This is a genomic window from Bradyrhizobium sp., from assembly GCF_035309285.1.
Taxonomy (GTDB): Bacteria; Pseudomonadota; Alphaproteobacteria; order Rhizobiales; family Xanthobacteraceae; genus Bradyrhizobium.
This window is the reverse complement of the sequence record NZ_DATGFH010000002.1, coordinates 16833-35600: the sequence shown is the minus strand read 5'-3', so window position 1 is coordinate 35600 and position 18768 is coordinate 16833. Positions and strand designations below refer to the sequence as shown.

Below are 18768 nucleotides of genomic sequence, written 5' to 3'. Positions count from 1 at the left end.
AGAAGACAAGAAGAGGACAGCGATGCCCCGTTTCGCCGCCAATCTCTCGATGATGTTTACCGAGGTGCCGTTTCTCGACCGCTTTGAAGCAGCCGCGAAAGCGGGCTTCACCGCAGTCGAATTCCTGTTTCCCTATGAGTTTCCGGCGAAGGAAATCGGCGCGCGCCTGCATGGCAATGGCCTCACGCAGGCGCTGTTCAACCTCCCGCCCGGTGATTGGGCCGCTGGCGAAAAAGGTTTTGCCGCGCTGCCGGCGCGTTTCGCCGATCTGCAGCAGAGCCTGCATACCGCGCTGCCTTACGCACAGGCGACCGGCGTGAAGCGCCTGCATCTGATGGCCGGCATTGCGGAGCGCAGCGACGCCAAGGCGGTGGAGCAGTTTTACAAATCTGTGGCATGGGCCGCGGAGTTTTTTGCGCCGCATGGCCTCGACGTCGTGATCGAGCCAATCAACCCGCGCAACGTGCCGGGCTATTTCCTGAACAATTTCATCTTCGCGCGCGATCTCATCAATGAACTGAAGATCCCGAATCTGAAGCTGCAATTCGACATCTATCACTGCCAGATCATCCATGGCGACGTCACCATGCATCTGCGCGACATGATGCCGATGATCGGCCACATCCAGATCGCCAGCATTCCCTCGCGCAATGAGCCCGATGGAGAGGAATTGAACTATCCCTTTATCTTCGCCGAGCTTGACCGCCTCGGCTACAAGGGCTCTGTCGGCTGCGAATATAACCCGCGCGGCAAGACTACCGATGGACTCGCCTGGTTCAAGCCCTATGCGGGAGTAAAGCCGTGACATTGAAACTCGGCTGCATCGCCGATGACTATACCGGCGCCTCCGACCTCGCCAACACGCTGACGCGCGCCGGCCTTCGCACCGTGCAGACGATCGGCGTGCCTGCAGACGATCTCGCGATGCCGGAGGTCGATGCCGTCGTGGTGTCGCTGAAAAGCCGGTCGATCGAGGCTGGCATTGCGGTCGAACGCTCGCGCGCGGCGGAGAAATGGCTGCGCGGCCGGGGCGCGGCGCATGTGCTGTTCAAGATCTGCTCGACCTTCGATTCCACCGACAAGGGCAATATCGGCCCGGTCATGGATGCACTGAAGGAGGACTCCGGCGACAGGATCGTGCTGGTGACGCCGGCCTTCCCGGAGACGGGTCGCACCGTCTACCAGGGCAATCTCTTTGTCGGCACAGTCCCGCTGAACGAGAGCCCGTTGAAGGACCATCCGCTCAACCCGATGCACGATTCCAACCTGGTGCGGGTGCTGGCGCGCCAGAGCAGAACGAAGGTCGGTCTGGTCGACCTCGCGACTGTCACGCGGGGGCCGGAGGCGGTGCACGCCAAACTGGCTGACCTCGCCGGCAAGGGCGTCGGCGCCGCCATCATCGATGCGGTGTTCGACCTCGATCTCGAAACCATCGGGGCGGTGGCCATCGGGCACCGCGTTTCGGTCGGCGCCTCAGGCATCGGGCTTGGGCTGGCGCGGGCGCTTGTGCGCGGCAAGGCTATGCCGTCGGACGCCAGCGCGGGCGGTGCCGTTGGCGGCCCGGCTGCCTGCCTTGCCGGGAGTTGCTCCCAGGCGACGCTTGGCCAGATCGCGAGAGCCGAGAAGATCATGCCGGTGCTGCATCTCGATCCCGACCAGATCATCAAGGGCAACGGGGAAGCAAAGCGCGCGCTGGCCTGGGCCCGCGAACGGCTCGGCAGCGGACCAGTGCTGATCGCCTCGAGTGCTGCACCGGACCAGGTTGCCGCCCTTCAGGCTCGTCACGGCCGCGATGCGGCGGGACACGCGATCGAGCAGGCGATGGCCGACATTGCCGAAGGCCTGGTGCAGTCCGGGGTGCATCGGCTGGTGGTCGCCGGTGGCGAGACGTCAGGCGCGGTGGTGGACCGCTTGCGGATTCCCGGTTTTCTCGTCGGCGCGGAGATTGCCGCCGGCGTGCCGGTGCTGCGCGCCGTCGGCGCGAAAGAGGGCAACATGCTGCTTGCCCTGAAATCGGGCAATTTCGGCGGGCCGGAGTTTTTCTCCGACGCCTTGAGCCTTATGCGCTAGGGCTTGTAGGGTGGGCAAAGCCAACGGGTCCGCGCGAAAGCGCGGCCCGATGACAGGCTCCGCGTGCCCTCCAACATCCAAAACTCGCGATAGAGGATTTTGGTGGGCACGGCGCTAACGCGCCTTTGCCCACCCTACGATTTTTTTGATTCTTATCCCACCCGCCACTGCGGGGTTCCGTCTTCGGCCATCATGATCTCGCCGAGAGAGCCGACCGGACTGCGGTCCATGTTGCAGAGACGCGCGAGCGTTTTCTCGTCGCTCGCGGGAATGCGACCCAGCGTTCGCCGTCCATCTTCCGTACGCAGCATGACGACGCCGTGCTCAATCTCGCCATTGTTGCGATAGATCACCGTGAAGGCCTCGACCTTGCCCTTGCCTTTTGCCTCGGTCACGAATTCCGGCACGGCGTGCTTGCTGCGATCGGCTTCCGACTGCACGGAGGTCGCTTGCGCGATCGCCTCGCGCGGCGCTTCGCGCGACAGCACCAGGCCATGATGCTTGGTGACGAAGCCGCCCTGGCCATAGAGCAGGCCGAGCTTTGCGCCATTGCGCATTGTCCGCACCATGGCGCAGGCCGCATGCGTCATGTACGTATTGAGCGGCGCACCAAAGAAGGTGAGCCCGCCGGTCACGGTAGGCCTGACGTCGGGGCCGAGTCCGAGCGTGCGCCGCGCCATCTTCGGCACGCAGGGAAAGCAGCTATAGAGCTCGATGGCATCGAACGTCTTGCCATCGCCGCCGACGAGGTTCATCACCGCGTTCAGCACCGCATTCTGCGGATGGCTCTCGTAAAACTGGTCGCGGAGCAAATAGTCGCGCGGCTCTTCCGCCGACGCACCACCGATAGGGTATACCAGCCGCTCCTCGGCTATGCCGGCCGCACGCGCTTTCGCAAGACTCGTCAGCAACACCGCCGCGCCCATGTTCACGGTGGGATTGGCGACCATCAGCTTGGTATAGGGCCAGGCGATCAGCCGGTTCTCTGGGCTGGGCGTCGTGATGTCATCCGAGGAGAAGCTTTTCTTCAGCCATGAGTTGGGATTTGCCGACGCGACGCCGGCATAAGCCGACCACAGCGCGCCGGATTCAGCGAGCGCCTCGCGCGGCGTCTGTCCCCAATGCGCCGAAGTCGCGGACTCATAGAGCGGATAGACCGTGATCGGGCGGAACACGCCGAGCTTTACCGCAAGGGGCTTCTGGAATGCCGCGCCGCGTTTCGGCTCCGGCACGTCATGCGCAAACGGCGTCCAGGGAGGGGTGACGTGTGCGCGCTCCGCCTTGGTCGCGGTCGATTGCGCTTCGGCACCGCAGACCGCGGCTACGCTGCATTCGCCGCGCGCGATGCGTTGGGCCGCTTCATGCAAATAGCGGATCGGGCTCTCGCCGCCGACCGGACCGTAATAGCAATGCGCCGGCTTGATGCCGAGGTGCTCGGCGAGCAGCTTTTCGGGATCGCGGTAGCGCCAGCTCAAGAAGTTGACCACGTCGAGCGAGCCGATCTCGCCGAGCAGTTTTGCACCGGAGTCGGCCTCGGCGCGCTTCAGCGCCTGTTCCAGCAAGACGAGAGGTTCGAGTCCTCGCGCAATTTCCTTGGGCCGGTCGACGATTTCGCCAACGCCAACGATGACGGGGATGCGGTCTTCGGGGATGGAAGATTTGCTATTTGCCATTTCTTCTTGTTGCTCTCACACATCTGCTTATCTGTCATTGCGAGATCCGTAGGGTGGGCAAAGGCGCGCTAGCGCCGTGCCCACCATTAGGCCTCTCGCGACAAAGCGGTGGGCAGGCTTCGCTTTGCCCACCCTACAAGTTCCGGATTTTCGCTTCGCTCGCACTGACGAAGTCACTCCGCGACCAGCGCGTTCATGTGCTCGATCGCCTCGATGAAATCTTCCTTGAACTCCTGCACCACGCTGCCCGCGGATTTCACGCTGTCGATCAGGCCGACGCCCTGGCCGACGAAGTAGCTCACGAGGTCGCGCGCTTTGGCGTTGCCTGCGGCCGCCGAACGGTCGATGGAGTTGAAGGCGTCGCGGCTGACGATCGATTGCAGCGGCATCGGGAGCGCGCCGGGGCTTTCGGGCGAGTGGTCCCAGGCATCGGTCCAGACCGAGCGCAACTGTCGTGCGGGCTTGCCGGTGCGGCCCTTCGAGCGCACTGCGTCGCGCGAGGAGGCTGCGATCATCTTCTCGCGGAAAATTTCGCTCGTCTCCGATTCCACGGTCGCAAGCCACACCGAGCCGGTCCACGCACCCGCAGCGCCCATCGCCATGCAGGCCGCCATCTGTCGTCCCGTCATGATGCCGCCGGCAGCGAGCACCGGCACGTCGCGGACCTTTTTGATCGCCTTGATCACCTCGGGCACCAGCACCATGGTCGATACCTCGCCGCAATGGCCGCCGGCCTCCGTGCCCTGCACGACCAGGATGTCGACTCCCGCCGCGACTTGGCGCAGCGCATGCTCCTTGGCGCCGACAAGCGCCGCCACCGGCACGCCATGCTTGCGGCCGCGATTGATCATCTCCTTCGGCGGCACGCCGAGCGCGTTTGCGATCAGTTTGATCGGATGGCGAAACGAGACGTCGAGCAATTGCAGCGCTGTCTCCGCGTCGAAGGGCTGCGGCTGATTGTCGGCGACGTTCCTGCTGGTCAGCTCGATATCGTACTTCTTCAGGAGATCGCGCGTGAAGTCGCGGTGCGCTTGCGGGACGCGCGCTTCCAGGCTCTTCCAGGTGACGTTCTTCTCGCCCGCTGTCGAGATGTTTTCGGGGATCAGCACATCGATGCCGTAGGGCTTGCCGTCGGCGTGGGCGTCGATCCACTTCAGTTCCTGCTCCAGCGTCTCCGGGGTATGCGCGGTCGCGCCGAATACACCAAAGCCGCCGGCCCGGCTCACCGCCGCCACCACGTCGCGGCAATGGCTGAAGGCGAACAGGGGAAACTCGATGCCCAGCATGTCGCAGATCGGCGATTTCATGGATCTCTCTCCCCGGGGAAGATTTTTCTGATCTTGCTTGAGTGAGCGAAACGCCGGTCGCGCGGGCGTGTCAAGTCTGGCAGGCGCTTTCCGCTTCGCAGAATATCTCCGCTGCGGTTTTGGCACTTGTGCTTTGGCGCTGCGGAGAGAATGCTTGCACGCAAATCGTCGATAGGAAATTCGGAAAGAGCCAAGCCAAATGACTGATGCCCCCGTCACCGAAAAGCCCGACTACGAACCGCCGAAGGTGTGGACCTGGAACAAGGAAAGCGGCGGCCGCTTTGCGTCCATCAACCGGCCGATCGCAGGTCCCACCCATGACAAGGAGCTGCCGGTCGGCAAGCATCCGCTGCAGCTCTATTCGCTGGCGACGCCGAACGGTGTCAAGGTCACGGTGATGCTGGAAGAACTGCTGGCGCTTGGCCACAAGGGCGCAGAGTATGACGCCTGGCTGATCCGCATCGATGGCAACCAGTTCGGTAGCGGCTTTGTCGCGGTCAATCCGAATTCGAAAATCCCGGCGCTGATGGATCGCTCCGGCCCCGAGCCGATCCGCGTATTCGAGTCCGGCTCGATCCTGTTCTACCTCGCCGAGAAATTCGGCGCGTTCCTGCCAAAAAACGCAAAGACCAGGGCGGAATGCATGTCCTGGCTGTTCTGGCAGATGGGCGCAGCACCCTATCTCGGTGGCGGTTTTGGCCACTTCTACGCCTATGCGCCGACCAAGATCGAATACGCGATCGATCGCTTCACCATGGAGGTGAAGCGCCAGCTCGACGTGCTCGACCGCAGGCTCTCCGACAATGAATATCTCGCGGGCAGCGTCTACACGATCGCCGATATGGCCGTCTGGCCCTGGTATGGCGCGCTGTCGAAGGGACTGCTCTATGGCGGCGGCGAATTCCTGTCGGTGCAGGACTACAAGAACGTGCAGCGCTGGACCGACCAGATCGCCAAGCGCCCCGCGGTGCGGCGCGGGCGGATGGTCAACCGCGTCTCCGGTGATCCCGCAAGCCAGTTGCATGAGCGCCACGACGCCAGCGATTTCGAGACGAAAACGCAGGACAAGATCGGAGAACCAGCCAAGACGTAGGCCGGCGCGAGACCGGGCAGGGAGGAGTCTTGATGAGTTTTTACGAGAAAGGCCCCGTTCGCATCCACTATGAGGAAGCCGGCGCCGGCTTTCCGCTCTTGGTGATCGCCGGCGGCGGGTTGAACTCGACCATTGCCGGGCTCTCCGGGCCGTTATCGCCTTACAATCCGATCACGGAGCTCAAGAGCGAGTATCGTGTCATCGCCGCCGACCTCCGCAACGCCAATGCCGGCCAGTCCTCAGGCCCGCTCGAGATCGACCGCCCCTGGGACTCCTATACCGACGACCATCTCGGCCTGATGGATCATCTCGGCATCGACAAGTTCATGGCGCACGGCTTCTGCATCGGCGGGCCGTTTATCTGGAATCTGTTGAAGCGCGCACCCGATCGCATCGTCGCAGCCGTGCTGGCGCAGCCGAGCGGCTCGCGGCCGGAGATGCCCGATCTGTTCTACGACAACAACATGAAGGGCTGGGCGCCGGAGCTGGTCAAGCGGCGTCCGGACATCACCATGGCGCAGGTCGACCAATTCCTCACCAGGATGTACCGCAGCAATCCCGATTTCGTCTTCACGGTGACGCGCGACTTCGTGCGCCAATGCCGGACGCCGGTCCTGATCCTGCCGGACGATGTCCCCGCGCATCCCTACGCGGTCGCCATGGAAACGGCGATGCTGGCGCCGAAGGCGGAGGTCAGCCTATTCCCCTGGAAGGAGCCGAAGGAGCGCGTCCCGCTCGCGGTGCGCCAGGTCCGCTCCTTCCTGCGCGCGCACCGGCCGGCGGTGGCGTAGATCTCCGTCGTCATTCCGGGATGCGTGCGCCAGCACGCAGGCCCGGAATCCATAATCCCAGGCCGATGGTTATGGATTCCGGGCTCGCGGCTTCGCCGCGCCCCGGAATGACGAGAGGTTTGTGACTGTGTCAGCTGATCGCCCGCGCCCCCTCGGCCGCCGGAAACACCACGCGGTCGTCGGTGCGGCAATAGCGGTCGGCAAACATGCGCCCCATCGGGTGGTAGCGCTCCATATGCACGCGCATGGCTTCGTCATCCCATAATTCGTCGCGAATGTAGAAGTTGATGCCTTCGCCCATGATGAGGACGCGGTCGCCGTTGACGTCGATCTCCTTCCAGGTCCTGCACTCCATCGACCAGGGCGCGTCGGCAAGCCGCGGGGCGGCGACCTTGGAGGAGGGGGCAAGCTTCAAGCCGAGATAGTGGGGCTCTCCGATCTCCGGCGGGAAGTCGCCACTGCTCTCATGCATGGCGCGCGCCAGAGGCTCGTCGGCGATGTTGACCACGAACTCGCCCGTGCGCTGGATGTTGGCAAGCGTATCCTTCATCCGCCCGTCCGGCCGCTTGTTGACGGCGAACATGCAGAGCGGCGGGTCCTCGCAGAAGACGTTGAAGAACGAAAAGGGCGCGGCATTGACCACGCCCGTCGGCCCGACCGAAGTCACCCACGCGATCGGGCGCGGCAGGACAAAGGAGGTTAACACCTTGTAACGTTCGCGCTGGGAGAGATCGGCGGCGGTGTATTCCATGATGCATTTCCCCAAGCCCCAGAGGCACCCTTGCCGCGCTTGCGCCGCAGGCCCGCGCCTCTCTTATCGGAGGCGCGTTCGCAAGAGATGCGCCAGCGTCGAACAGGCACAAAATCGCATCAACAGCTTTATACCCACAAGAGCGAAGACAGGTGTCCGTTGGCAATGCCGTCATGCAAATCTGCTTCATTTTCCAGCCATGAGATCAAAGGGGCGGGTAGGTCCGGGCACCGGCGAGGTTAAATCCATGAAGCGAGCCGTCATCTTGATGAACCGGTCCGCCCATTGGTGGCAGTGGGTCCGACACTTCGGCGATTTCGTCACGATCCCGCTGGCAATCCTGACGTTCGCGGGCCTTGCCGGCCTGTCGCGCCTCTATCTGGTGGTGGTGGGCTTGCTGGCCTGGACGCTGGTGGAATACCTCATGCACCGCTTTGTCTTTCACCACTTCCCACTGGCCCGGCACCTTCATCAGCTTCACCATGACCATCCGGCCGATCCTGACTCGGAGCGATCAAGCCTGAGTACGCCTTTAGTTGTGGCGCCCTTTGCATTGCTGTCGCTTGGCATCGCTGGCGTAGAGGATGGGTCGGCGATTCTTGCAGGACTGCTCGCAGGCTACCTGATTTTCATCGCGGTCCACCATGCTGTGCACCGCTGGCCGGTCAATCCGAGATCTCCGCTCTACTCAATAAAGCTCCGGCATCTCGTCCATCACCATCTTGAAGATTGCAATTTTGGCGTGACCACGGGCTTCTGGGACGTCATCTGTCGCTCCAGCGCAGGGGCGGTCGCAAAACGCCGGCTCCGATCTCGCCGATCTCTGGCGGGACGTCGCCGCCGGCCTCGCACATCGTATGAACCCGCTGGGTCGCATCGCCAGGGTGAGGAACGTACGGCTCCGCCCGCGTGTTAACACTCCGATTTCGGCCGCTGGCTTCCCAACAAAGTGGTTTGATCCGCGCCGGGTTGGCGCTAGCCTGACCCTTCGTCCGGAATCGGAGATCATGGGAAGCTTGGTTTTGCTCGACCTGATGGGTGGTGTCGCGCTGCTGTTGTGGGGCCTGCACATGGTCCACAGCGGCATCCTGCGCGCGTTCGGCCCGGATTTGCGGCGATTCTTGTCGAAGGCGCTGAACGACCGCTTCACGGCGTTTGCCGCGGGCCTCGGCCTCACCGCGCTGCTCCAGAGCAGCACGGCGACGGCTCTGATCACGAGCTCGTTTGCCGCCGAAGGCCTGGTCGGCCTCGTTCCGGCGCTCGCGATCATGCTGGGCGCCAATGTCGGCACCACCCTGATCGTGCAGGTGCTGTCGTTCAACATCACGGCGGTGGCGCCGGTATTCTTCATCGTCGGCCTGCTCGGCTTTCGCGCCGGTCCGCGCTCGCGCATCAAGGACGTCGGCCGCGTGTTTATCGGCCTCGGCCTGATGCTGCTGTCGCTCCATATCCTGCTTGATACGCTGGCGCCGGCGGAGAACGCGCCGACCGTTCGCGTGCTGCTTGATGCCGTCACCGGCGATCCCGTGCTGTGCATCCTGATCGGCGCCGCCGTCACCTGGGCCGCGCACTCCAGCGTCGCTACCGTGCTCCTGATCATGTCGCTCGCCTACGCCCATTTCGTCACGCCCACGGCTGCGCTGGAGCTGGTCCTCGGCGCCAATCTCGGGAGCGCGATCAACCCGCTGATCGAGGGCGCCAGGCGCGATAATCCCGCAAGCTACCGGCTCCCGCTCGGTAACCTGATCAACCGGATCGTTGGCATCGCTTTGGTCCTGCCGTTCCTGCGCCTATTCGCGGAGCATCTGGAGGCCTGGCAGCCCGATCTCGCCAAGCTCACCGCCACCTTTCACATCGCCTTCAACCTCGTGACGGCTGTCCTCTTCATTGGCGTGCTCGACGCGCTGGCAAGATTCCTGACCTGGTTGCTGCCGGACCGCGTCAAAGACACCGATCCGGCGCGACCCCGCTATCTCGACGAGACCGCGCTGGAGACGCCTTCGCTCGCGCTTGCGGACGCCGCCCGCGAGACGCTGCGGATGGGCGACATGGTCGAGACGATGTTGCGCAATGTCATGACTGCGATGATGACCAACGACCGCGCGTTGGTCGGCCAGGTGTCGCGCGCCGACAATGTGGTCGATCGGATCGATGAAGCGGTCAGGCTCTATCTTACCAAGCTCACTCGTGGCAGCCTGGACGAGCGCGAGGGCAGGCGCGCGATGGAGATCATCGCCTTTGCCAGCAATCTCGAACATATCGGCGATATCGTCGACAAGAACCTGAGCGAGCTCGCGACGAAGAAGATCAAGCGGCGTTTCCAGTTCTCCCAGGAGGGGGCCGATGAGCTATCCGCCTTCCACCGCCGGATCATGGATTCGCTCCGGATGGCGTTCGGCATCTTCATGTCGGGCGACGTCGACGAAGCGCGCCGGCTGCTCAACGACAAGGCCGCGCTCCGCAACGCGGAGCTCGCCGCGACCGAGCGGCATCTGGAGCGCCTGCGCGAAGGACGGCCGGAAAGCCTGGAGACCACCTCGCTGCACCTCGACGTCCTGCGCGACCTCAAGCGCATCCACAGCCATATCTGTTCGGTGGCCTATCCCGTACTGGAGGCCGCTGGACAGCTCGAGGCCTACCGTCGCGAAAGAAGTGAGCCCGCAGCGACTGCCGCGTCCATCACCCATCCCGTTTCGCGATAATCACCCCTTCGGGAACAGCTTGTCCCTGATGTAGCGCGAGGTCGCGGTCAGGCGGACGCCGCGCGGCTTGCGCCAGTCGGCGCGATCGATCTCGCGCTTGTCGCCGATCGCCAGCCGCCCGGAGGCCTTCTTGGCGATGAAAATGGCGTCGCTCATCCTGCGGCCGGAGTGGCGATTCTTGGCCTTGACTTCCTTCCACAGGCGAAGCCGGCCGAGCTTCAGTTTCGGCAGCTCTTCCTTGATCTCGCGCTTGAGACAAGCCTTGTCGTTTTCCTTTTGGCGCTTGCGGCCACCTGGAAACATCCAGCGACCGTCACGCCGCCGTCTCACCAGCAGGACTCGTCCCCGCTTTGCCGCCACGAGCTTGGATGACTTCGCCATTTTCTGTCGGGCACCGCCTTTTACCAAGAATCGCCGCGATTTTAGCGGGCTTTGGCCCAAACACCAAGATCACCAGGGTGAGCCGGTAATCCTACGGAGCCCGGCGCGGCGCCGTCGAGGGGTCTCAGCGCCTTCCTCCACGGTGCGGCAAAGGGCTTCGAGGGGACGACTTTGAGCTAGAATGCCGTGTACCCGCCGTCGATCACGAAGCAGTCCGCCGTATGGTACGACGAGGCCTTGCTCATCAGATAGACCGCGATGCCGCCGAAATCAGAGGGCTCCCCGAAGCGGCGCACCGGGATGCGCGGCATCACCGCGCCGACAAACTTGTCGTCGGCGAGCACGCGGGCGGTCATGTCGCTCTTGATCCAGCCGGGCAGGATCGCATTCGCGGTGACGCCGTAGCGTGCCAGTTCAACGGCGAGCGCCCGGCACAGCGCGTTGATGGCGGCCTTGGTGCCGGCATAGTGCTCGTTCCGCGCGGTGCCAAACAGCGAAGCAAGGCTTGAGGTCGCAACCAGCCGGCCGAAGGCGTCGCCTCCTTGCGCGCGCTCGGTCATGTGGCGAGCCGCGGCCTGGAACACATGGAACACGCCGTCGAGATTGGTCGCGAACATTTTGCGCCATTCTTCCTCGCTGCGCTCGATGAACGGCTTCCGTCCGCCGCCGCTAATGCCGGCGTTGGCAAAGCAGCCGTCGACGCGGCCGAACGCATCGAGCACAGCCTTCATCGCCTCCTTCACGGAAGCGGGATCGGCGACATCGCAGATGCGGGTGTCGACCTTGCCAGGTCCCTGGGCCATGGTCGCGGCGGCCGCCTTGTTCTTCTCGGCGTTGCGGCCCCAGATCGAGACGTTGCAGCCACTCAACGCAAGTGCCTGTGCGATTCCGAGGCCAATACCGCCGTTACCGCCGGTGATCACGGCCACGCGGCCCGAAAGGTCGAAGATGCTCATGGGTTTCTCCCTGGGACGTGCGTTGCCATGTTTGTATGACGCACGTCAGATAGCTTTCCCAAGCATGGACAAGCGCGTCTCAAAAATCAAATATGCGGCCCATGTCCATGTGATTTACCGCGGCACGGACTACGAGAAGCCGCTTGTGGAAAGAGGAAACGATGCAATTCAGGCACTGCACGCTCGACTTTGACGGACCGGTCGCGGTCCTCAAGCTGGATCACCAGGAGGTCATGAACGCGGTCTCGATGGACATGCTCGCCGGCCTTGGTGAAGCGCTCGACGAGATCGAGGACCGCAAGGCCGAGGTGCGCGGTCTGGTCCTGACCGGCGCGGGGCGCGCCTTCTGCACCGGCGCCAATCTGCAGGGCCGCAATCAGCCGCAGAAGGCGGGCCGCAGCAATGCCGGTCAATCGCTCGAGACCGGCTTCCATCCGTTCCTGCGGCGCGTCCGCAACCTGCATTGTCCACTGGTGACTGCGGTGAATGGACCTGCGGCGGGCGCGGGCATGAGCTTTGCGCTGCTCGGTGACATGATCCTCGCCGCGCGCTCGGCCTATTTCCTGCAAGCCTTCCGCCGCATCGGCCTCGTGCCCGATTGCGGCTCGACCTGGCTGTTGCCGCGCCTCGTCGGCAAGGCGCGCTCGATCGAGCTGTCGCTGATGGGCGAGCGGCTGCCGGCCGAGAAGGCGCTGGAATGGGGGCTCATCAACCGCGTCCATGATGACGCCGAGCTGATGAAAGAGGCGATGAAGCTCGCGCATGAGCTGGCCAACGGCCCAACCGTGGCGCTGTCGCTGATCCGGCAGCTCTATTGGGACAGCCCGGAAAACTCCTTTGAGGATCAACTCAACCTCGAAGCCAGGTCGCAACGCATGGCCGGTGCGACCGAGGACTTCAGGGAGGGCGTCACCGCGTTCCTGGAGAAGCGGCCGGCCAAGTTCAAGGGAAAATGATCGAGCAAGCGCTTCACCGCTGCGTCGCCTCCTTCTATCCCGGCGCGACCGGTGTCGCCGGCGCTGCAAAGCTTTCGGGCGGCGCAAGCCAGGAAACCTGGTCGTTCGACATCGTCCACGCCGGCGGCACCTTCGGCGCGATCCTGCGCCGTTCGCCCAAGGGCTACGGCGCGGCGCCGACGCGCGCGGCGGGGTTGGGCGCCGAAGCCCGGCTGATGCAGCTTGCGCATGAGGCCGGCCTGCCATCGCCAAAGGTGATGCATGTGCTGAGGCCCGAGGATGATCTCGGCACCGGCTTCATCATGGCGCGCGTGGAAGGAGAGACCATCGCGCGCAAGATCCTGCGCGACGAGCAGTTCGCGAAAGCGCGGCCGATCCTGGCGCGCCAGCTCGGCAAGGTCGCGGCTGGCATCCATGGTCTGCCGCGCGAAAAGCTCCCCGCGCTGCGCGAGATGTCGGCGACCAGGGAGATCGCCGAGATCGGGCGCGAATATCGCAGCTTCAACTGGCCGCGTCCGGTGTTCGAGCTGGCGCTGCGCTGGCTCTCTGACCACGACCCCGGGCCGTCGACCGAGGTGACGCTGGTGCATGGCGATTTCCGCCACGGCAATCTCATCATCGGGCCCGACGGCGTGCGCGCGGTGCTCGACTGGGAGCTCGCGCATCTCGGCGATCCCATGGAGGACCTCGGCTGGGTCTGTGTCAACTCCTGGCGGTTTGGCGAGATCGACAAGCCGGTCGGCGGCTTCGGTTCGCGCGAGGAACTATTCGCGGGCTACGCGGAAGGCGGCCGGCGCGTCGAGCCGGCTCGTATAAAATTCTGGGAAGTGATGGGCACGCTGCGCTGGGGCGTGATGTGCTGCGGCATGATGCAGCGCTTTCGTCTCGGTCCCGATCACTCCATGGAGCGCGCGATGATCGGTCGGCGCGCGTCGGAGACCGAGATCGATTTGCTGAGGCTTTTGGCTCCGCGGGCATGACCCCCGGATAAGGGTCATGCCCAATGAGATGAGGAGATGGAGATGCAGGACGAACCGACGCCGATCGAGCTCACCAGGTCCGTCGCGGATTTCCTCCGTAACGACATCACGCCGATGATTTCGGGCCACAACGCCTTCAAGCTCCGCGTCGCCATCAACATTTTGGACTTGGTAACGCGGCAATTGACGCTTGCCGAGGCCAGCGACGCCGCGGAAGCGCAACGGCTGACGACGCTGTTGGGCTCGGAGGCCTCGCTGATCGAGCAGAACCGCGCACTCGCCGAAGCGATCGCAAGCGGCGAGGTCGATCTATCGACGCCGGGGCTGTCGGACCATCTCTGGCAGACCACGCTCGCCAAGCTCGCGGTCGATCAGCCGAATTACGCGTCGTACAAGAGGGAGTTGGAGAGGGGCAAGGATGGCGCCTAATCCTCCGTCGTCATTGCGAGCGAAGCGAAGCAATCCAGAATCTGCCCGCGGAGGCGGTGTGGATTGCTTCGTCGCTAGCGCTCCTCGCAATGACGGCGCACTATCTCCCCAGCCACTTCGGCGCGCGCTTCTCGGAAAAGGCCTTCGGGCCCTCGACATAATCCTGCGAGGCCGCCATCGCTTTCACTGCCGGGTACTCGCGCTGGTCGGTCATCGCCTTCTCCAGCGAGACCTCCATGCCCATCCGGATCGCCTGCTTGGAGGCGCGGATCGACATTGGCGAGTTCTTGCAGATGGTTTCCGCCCAGCGCTCGGCAGCGGCAAGCGCTTCGCCTGCCGGCACCACCTCGTTGACGAAGCCGAGCTCAAGGCCTTCCTTGGCGGAGACGTGACGGGCGGTGAGGATCATGCCCATGGCGCGCTTCAGCCCGATCTGCCGCGGCAGCCGCTGCAGACCGCCCGCAAGCGCGGCGAGGCCGACGCGCGGCTCGGGCAGGGCGAAGGTTGCGTTTTCCGAGGCGATGATGAGGTCGCAGGCGAGCGCGATCTCGAAGCCGCCGCCCATCGCAACGCCATTGACGGCGGCGATGATCGGCTTGTCGCAATCGAAGCGCGCAGTGAGGCCGGCGAAGCCGCCCTTGTCCCAGCCGCGCTTGCCGCCCGCCGCCTGCCACTTCAGATCATTGCCGGCGCAGAACGCCTTGTCGCCGGCGCCGGTGACGATCGCAACCCATTGCTCGGGATCGGCGGAGAAATCGTCAAAGACCTTGTTGAGCTCGAAATGCGCGTCGATATGCAGCGCGTTGTAGACTTCAGGCCGCGCCAGCGTCACGATCGTGATCCGTCCCTTGCGCGTGACTTTCGAAAATTTCAGCTCCATCGTTCCTCCCAAACATTTTTCTGTGGCGCGGAATGGCCGATCCTGGCCGCAACGCCCGGCTTCGCATCATCCAATTACGCAAGCGGAGCCCGCGCCACAAGCCGCCTTCGCCTGGTTGACTTGATTTCTTCTCACCCTCATCGATCGCCACAACGATAAGCAAAGCGAAGGGAGCAGAGCCTTGGATTTCAACCTGCCAGCCGACCTGATCGCCTATCTCGACGAGCTCGACCGCTTCATCGCGCGCGAGATCAAGCCGCTCGAGGAAGCCGACGACAACATCCGCTTCTTCGACCATCGCCGCGAATGGGCGCGCACCGATTTCGAGAATGGCGGCCTGCCGCGGCCTGAATGGGAAGCGCTGCTGCGCAAGGTGAAAGACCGCGCCGATGCCGCCGGCCATTTGCGCTTTGCGATTCCGAAGCGCTATGGCGGCAAGGACGGCTCCAACCTCTGGATGGCCGTGATCCGCGAGCATTTTGCCTCGAAAGGCCTCGGCCTGCACAATGACCTGCAGAACGAGCATTCGATCGTCGGCAATCTTCCGATCGTGACGATGCTCGACCGCTACGGCAGCGATGCGCAGAAGGCGATGATCGACGGCTCGATATCAGGCAAATACCGCGTTACCTTCGGCCTGACCGAGCCCGAGCACGGCTCGGACGCCACCCACATGGAGACCAAAGCCCAGCCCGCAACGCGCGACAACGTCAAGGGCTGGCTCATCAATGGCGAGAAGATGTGGACGACCGGCATGCACGTCGCGACGCACTGCGCGTTGTTCGCGCGCACGTCAGGCAATGACGGCGACGCGCGCGGCATTACCTGCTTCCTCGTGCCGGCGAAGAGCGCTGGCGTGAAGGTCGAGCAATATATGTGGACCTTCAACATGCCGACCGATCATCCGCGCGTCAGCTTCACAGACGTGTTCGTGCCGGAGAACGCCCTGTTCGGCGAGATCGGCAAGGGGCTGTCGCTGGCGCAATGCTTTGTGCATGAGAACCGCATCCGCCAGGCCGCGAGTTCGCTCGGGGCTGCGGTCTATTGCATCAACGAGAGCGTGAAATATGCGCGAGAGCGCAAGCCGTTCGGCAAGGCGCTCTCGGAGAACCAGGCGATCCAGTGGCCGTTGGTGGAGCTCGCGACCCAGGCCGAGATGTTGCGGCTTTTGATCCGCAAGACGGCGTGGGAGATGGACCAGCTCACGCAGGCGCAAGTCGAGCACACGCTGTCGGACAAGGTGTCCATGTGCAACTACTGGGCCAATCGCCTCTGCTGCGAGGCCGCCGACCGCGCCATGCAGGTGCATGGCGGAATGGGCTACTCGCGCCACAAGCCGTTCGAGCACATCTATCGCCACCATCGCCGCTACCGTATCACCGAAGGCAGCGAGGAGATCCAGAAGCGCAAGGTCGCCGGTTTCCTGTTCGGCTACATGGGCGCGGGAAAGCATTAGGGAGAAGCCTATGGAAGGCGGCTGTACGTGCGGCAATATTCGTTTTCGCCTGACCGGCAGGCCGCTGATCGTCCACGCCTGCCACTGCACCTGGTGTCAGCGCGAAACCGGCACGGCGCATGCGCTGAACGCGGTTTACGAGGCCGACCGTGTCGAGCATCTCAAGGCCGAGCCGGAAATGATCCTGACGCCCTCCGCGAGCGGCAAGGGCCAGCGCATCGCGCGCTGCCCGGTCTGCAAGATCGCGATCTGGAGCAACTATGCCGGAGCCGGAGAAGCGACGCGGTTCGTGCGCGTCGGCACGATGGATGACCCAAGCCAGTGCCCGCCGGACATCCATATCTTCACGTCATCCAGGCAGCCGTGGGTGACGTTCGGCCCGAACGAGAGGGTGGTGCCTGAGTTCTATAATCTGAACGACGTCTGGTCGGACGAGGCCAAGGAGCGCCGCCGCATCATGCGCGAGCGCGCGAAGAAATAAATAGCACGCTCGCTTGCAAGACCAATGAGCCGCATCGCCGCCGCATATCTTGCGCGGCGGCGACGCGAGCCCGTGGTGCGCTGATCCGCCGTCAGGCGTGATGCCACATCAACTCGAACTGGTGGTGGCCATGGCCGGGGCCACTATTGTTCACGGCAAAGTTCCAGAAGCTCGGGACCGGACGGCCGCCATCATGGTGGGAATGGCCGCTGTTGTGGTGGCAGGGATCGCCTTGGCCACCCTGGTTGCCGTCATCATCACCGCCGCCCGAAGCAATCTGGCCGCCACCCTGGCCTTGGCCGCCGTTGCCCTGACCGTTTCCGCCCTGGCCGCCACCTTGTCCGCCACCCGATGCGGGCGCCCCTGAGGCCGTGGGACCAACCGGGATCGTGCCATGCGCGACACCCGCGACCGAGGTTGCACCCGCAACCGTCGTCGAGGTGCCGACAAAGCTTCCGCCACCGAGCGGGATGTTGTTGCCGGAAACGTCATTGGCGTCGGCGACAAAGCCCTGGCCGGCGGCCTGGATCTGCGCCTGGTCGGCTGCGAGCGCAGCCCCGGTATCGCCGTTCAGGATGCCCTGCAGGCCGTGGACCGCATTGTTGGTGTCGGCGAGCAGCGTGCCGCCGAGCAGCTCGTTGTCAAAGCGCGCGCCAAAAATGCCGCCCTGGCTGTGATCGAATGCCGCGCCGAACTTTTGATAGTTCTGGATCTCGGTGATGAGAGCCTGCAGCTCGCCGGGCGTGGTGTTGTTGCCGGCGGCAACGTTATCAAGCTGATTGTTGATGACGTTACCCTCGGCGATGAACTTGGCCCAGAAGTCGGTCTGCGCCTGATTGTCCTGGTAGTGCGTGATCGTGCCCTCGAGATAGGACGGCATTTCGGCAAAGCCGCCGACCGTTCCCGGATTGCCGTTGCCGCCCGCGGCCGTGTTCAGTGTCGCATCGCCCTGTACGATGTCGATGATGTCGAGCAGGTTGTCGTTGGTCGACCTGGCGGCAATGTTGGGATTGGTCGCGTAATCTTTGTCGAAACTATTGATCTGCAAGTTGATCTGGTCGAGCACTGTATCAAGGTGAATGGTAGTCAGCGCAGCGTCGGTGGGATTGAGACCCTGCTCGATTTGTGCAAGCGCGGTCGGGTTGTTGACCAGGCTGGTCAGGCCCGCCGCGACCGCCTTCATGTCGGTGTCGAACTGGCCGATATTGGTGTGGTTGAGCCCGCCGACGGCGAGATCGGCCGCTGCATTGAATACCGAGCCGATCTGCGCGAGCGTAGCGTTCGGGCCGGATGCCGCCGCCAGGGAAGCTGCATCATCCGCGCCGGTCGGCAGCGCCTCGAATCCGACATTGTTGGCGCCGGTTCCGGTTGCATAGGAAACGCCGGCTAGCGCCGTCGCAAGCGTGCTATCGCCATTGATCTCGTTGAGGATCGAGGTCTGCGTGGTATGGATCAGCTCCTGGTTCATCGCCGCATTGGCGCCGTGCCCAACCGAATGGTTGGCTTCCGTCAGCAGCGTCTGCAATTGGCCCTGGACCTGGGAAAGCACGGCGGTGTCGTTGGCCGATAGCGCATAAGCCGTGCCGCCGACGGTGGTGCCACCGGGATTGGCGAGAACGGCGTTGACGTCGTCGAGCACGGCCGTGATGTCGGTCGTGTACATGCCGAGATAGGCGATCTGGTTGTTGCTGTCGGCGGGCGTGCTCCACAATCCGCCGTCGAGTAAACGTGTCGCATCGTTGAATACGGCGCCCGCTTGCGCGAGATCGGTCGTGGTCGAGAGCGCGTCGTCGCGTACGGTTGTTACTGCCATTTACTTTGCCTCCGACTGAAGAACGTACCGCGCTCCGAGGCCGAATCAT

General features: G+C 63.8%; 18 protein-coding genes. 11 read left to right on the top strand and 7 right to left on the bottom strand.

The features are described from left to right. The first annotated feature begins 22 nt into the window (after window positions 1–22). Window positions 23–805: a 2-oxo-tetronate isomerase gene (otnI, locus tag VKR55_RS00290; RefSeq protein ID WP_324398787.1), complete on the top strand. Its 783-nt coding sequence runs from the start codon at window positions 23–25 to the stop codon at window positions 803–805. Further along, the gene (gene otnK / locus VKR55_RS00285) at window positions 802–2070 is read left to right on the top strand and encodes a 3-oxo-tetronate kinase (protein ID WP_324398786.1); all 1269 of its coding nucleotides are present in this window, start codon (window positions 802–804) and stop codon (window positions 2068–2070) included. Before otnI ends, otnK begins: the two co-directional genes overlap by 4 nt. Before the next feature lie 152 nt (window positions 2071–2222). On the opposite strand, the gene VKR55_RS00280 is transcribed toward otnK, so the two are convergent. Together VKR55_RS00280 and VKR55_RS00275 are read right to left on the bottom strand one after the other, a co-directional pair. Beyond that, window positions 2223–3743 carry an acetyl-CoA acetyltransferase gene (locus VKR55_RS00280; RefSeq protein WP_324398785.1) on the bottom strand — a complete coding sequence of 507 codons (1521 nt, stop codon included), beginning with the start codon at window positions 3741–3743 and terminating at the stop codon, window positions 2223–2225. Between the two features lie 173 nt (window positions 3744–3916). Then, on the bottom strand, window positions 3917–5050 hold the full coding sequence (locus tag VKR55_RS00275) for a nitronate monooxygenase (RefSeq protein ID WP_324398783.1): 1134 nt from the start codon (window positions 5048–5050) through the stop codon (window positions 3917–3919). Between the two features lie 199 nt (window positions 5051–5249). Between VKR55_RS00275 and yghU the strand changes: the two genes are divergently transcribed. Next, on the top strand, window positions 5250–6143 hold the full coding sequence (gene yghU / locus VKR55_RS00270; RefSeq protein ID WP_324398781.1) for a glutathione-dependent disulfide-bond oxidoreductase: 894 nt from the start codon (window positions 5250–5252) through the stop codon (window positions 6141–6143). A 32-nt stretch (window positions 6144–6175) separates the two neighbouring features. Further along, window positions 6176–6934, top strand: coding sequence for an alpha/beta fold hydrolase (locus VKR55_RS00265; protein WP_324398779.1), 759 nt, complete (start codon window positions 6176–6178; stop codon window positions 6932–6934). A 130-nt stretch (window positions 6935–7064) separates the two neighbouring features. On the opposite strand, the gene VKR55_RS00260 is transcribed toward VKR55_RS00265, so the two are convergent. Continuing rightward, entirely contained in the window at window positions 7065–7685 is a 621-nt protein-coding gene (locus tag VKR55_RS00260; protein ID WP_324398777.1) for a flavin reductase family protein, read from the bottom strand. Window positions 7686–7932: 247 nt separating this feature from the next. Here VKR55_RS00260 and VKR55_RS00255 point away from each other — a divergent pair, with 247 nt between their 5' ends. Both VKR55_RS00255 and VKR55_RS00250 read left to right on the top strand, forming a co-directional pair. Continuing rightward, window positions 7933–8601 (top strand): sterol desaturase family protein, encoded by a 669-nt coding sequence (locus VKR55_RS00255; RefSeq protein ID WP_324398775.1) that lies wholly within the window; start codon window positions 7933–7935, stop codon window positions 8599–8601. 91 nt (window positions 8602–8692) lie between these two features. Continuing rightward, on the top strand, window positions 8693–10387 hold the full coding sequence (locus VKR55_RS00250) for a Na/Pi cotransporter family protein (RefSeq protein ID WP_324398773.1): 1695 nt from the start codon (window positions 8693–8695) through the stop codon (window positions 10385–10387). Here the strand turns inward: VKR55_RS00250 and VKR55_RS00245 are convergent, their stop codons facing one another. Beyond that, window positions 10388–10768 carry an NUDIX hydrolase gene (locus VKR55_RS00245; RefSeq protein ID WP_324398771.1) on the bottom strand — a complete coding sequence of 127 codons (381 nt, stop codon included), beginning with the start codon at window positions 10766–10768 and terminating at the stop codon, window positions 10388–10390. It abuts the gene before it with no gap. A 176-nt stretch (window positions 10769–10944) separates the two neighbouring features. Further along, on the bottom strand, window positions 10945–11724 hold the full coding sequence (locus tag VKR55_RS00240) for an SDR family NAD(P)-dependent oxidoreductase (protein ID WP_324398769.1): 780 nt from the start codon (window positions 11722–11724) through the stop codon (window positions 10945–10947). Between the two features lie 161 nt (window positions 11725–11885). Here VKR55_RS00240 and VKR55_RS00235 point away from each other — a divergent pair, with 161 nt between their 5' ends. From VKR55_RS00235 to VKR55_RS00225, 3 genes are read left to right on the top strand one after another with little or no spacing between them, the layout of a single operon-like run. After that, on the top strand, window positions 11886–12680 hold the full coding sequence (locus VKR55_RS00235) for an enoyl-CoA hydratase/isomerase (RefSeq protein WP_324398767.1): 795 nt from the start codon (window positions 11886–11888) through the stop codon (window positions 12678–12680). Beyond that, complete coding sequence (locus tag VKR55_RS00230) at window positions 12677–13660, top strand: phosphotransferase family protein (RefSeq protein WP_324398765.1); 984 nt, start codon at window positions 12677–12679, stop codon at window positions 13658–13660. The genes VKR55_RS00235 and VKR55_RS00230 overlap by 4 nt, the downstream gene beginning before the upstream one ends. 42 nt (window positions 13661–13702) lie before the next feature. Continuing rightward, window positions 13703–14089 (top strand): DUF6285 domain-containing protein, encoded by a 387-nt coding sequence (locus VKR55_RS00225; RefSeq protein WP_324398763.1) that lies wholly within the window; start codon window positions 13703–13705, stop codon window positions 14087–14089. Between the two features lie 100 nt (window positions 14090–14189). Here VKR55_RS00225 and VKR55_RS00220 read toward each other — a convergent pair whose 3' ends face one another. After that, window positions 14190–14969 carry an enoyl-CoA hydratase-related protein gene (locus VKR55_RS00220; RefSeq protein WP_324398761.1) on the bottom strand — a complete coding sequence of 260 codons (780 nt, stop codon included), beginning with the start codon at window positions 14967–14969 and terminating at the stop codon, window positions 14190–14192. A gap of 181 nt (window positions 14970–15150) precedes the next feature. On the opposite strand from VKR55_RS00220, the gene VKR55_RS00215 reads away from it, so the two are divergent. Together VKR55_RS00215 and VKR55_RS00210 are read left to right on the top strand one after the other, a co-directional pair. Further along, window positions 15151–16425 (top strand): acyl-CoA dehydrogenase family protein, encoded by a 1275-nt coding sequence (locus tag VKR55_RS00215; protein WP_324398759.1) that lies wholly within the window; start codon window positions 15151–15153, stop codon window positions 16423–16425. A 10-nt stretch (window positions 16426–16435) separates the two neighbouring features. Then, window positions 16436–16906 carry a GFA family protein gene (locus tag VKR55_RS00210; protein ID WP_324398757.1) on the top strand — a complete coding sequence of 157 codons (471 nt, stop codon included), beginning with the start codon at window positions 16436–16438 and terminating at the stop codon, window positions 16904–16906. A gap of 91 nt (window positions 16907–16997) precedes the next feature. Here the strand turns inward: VKR55_RS00210 and VKR55_RS00205 are convergent, their stop codons facing one another. Further along, window positions 16998–18719: a hypothetical protein gene (locus VKR55_RS00205; RefSeq protein ID WP_324398755.1), complete on the bottom strand. Its 1722-nt coding sequence runs from the start codon at window positions 18717–18719 to the stop codon at window positions 16998–17000. Window positions 18720–18768 lie beyond the last annotated feature (49 nt).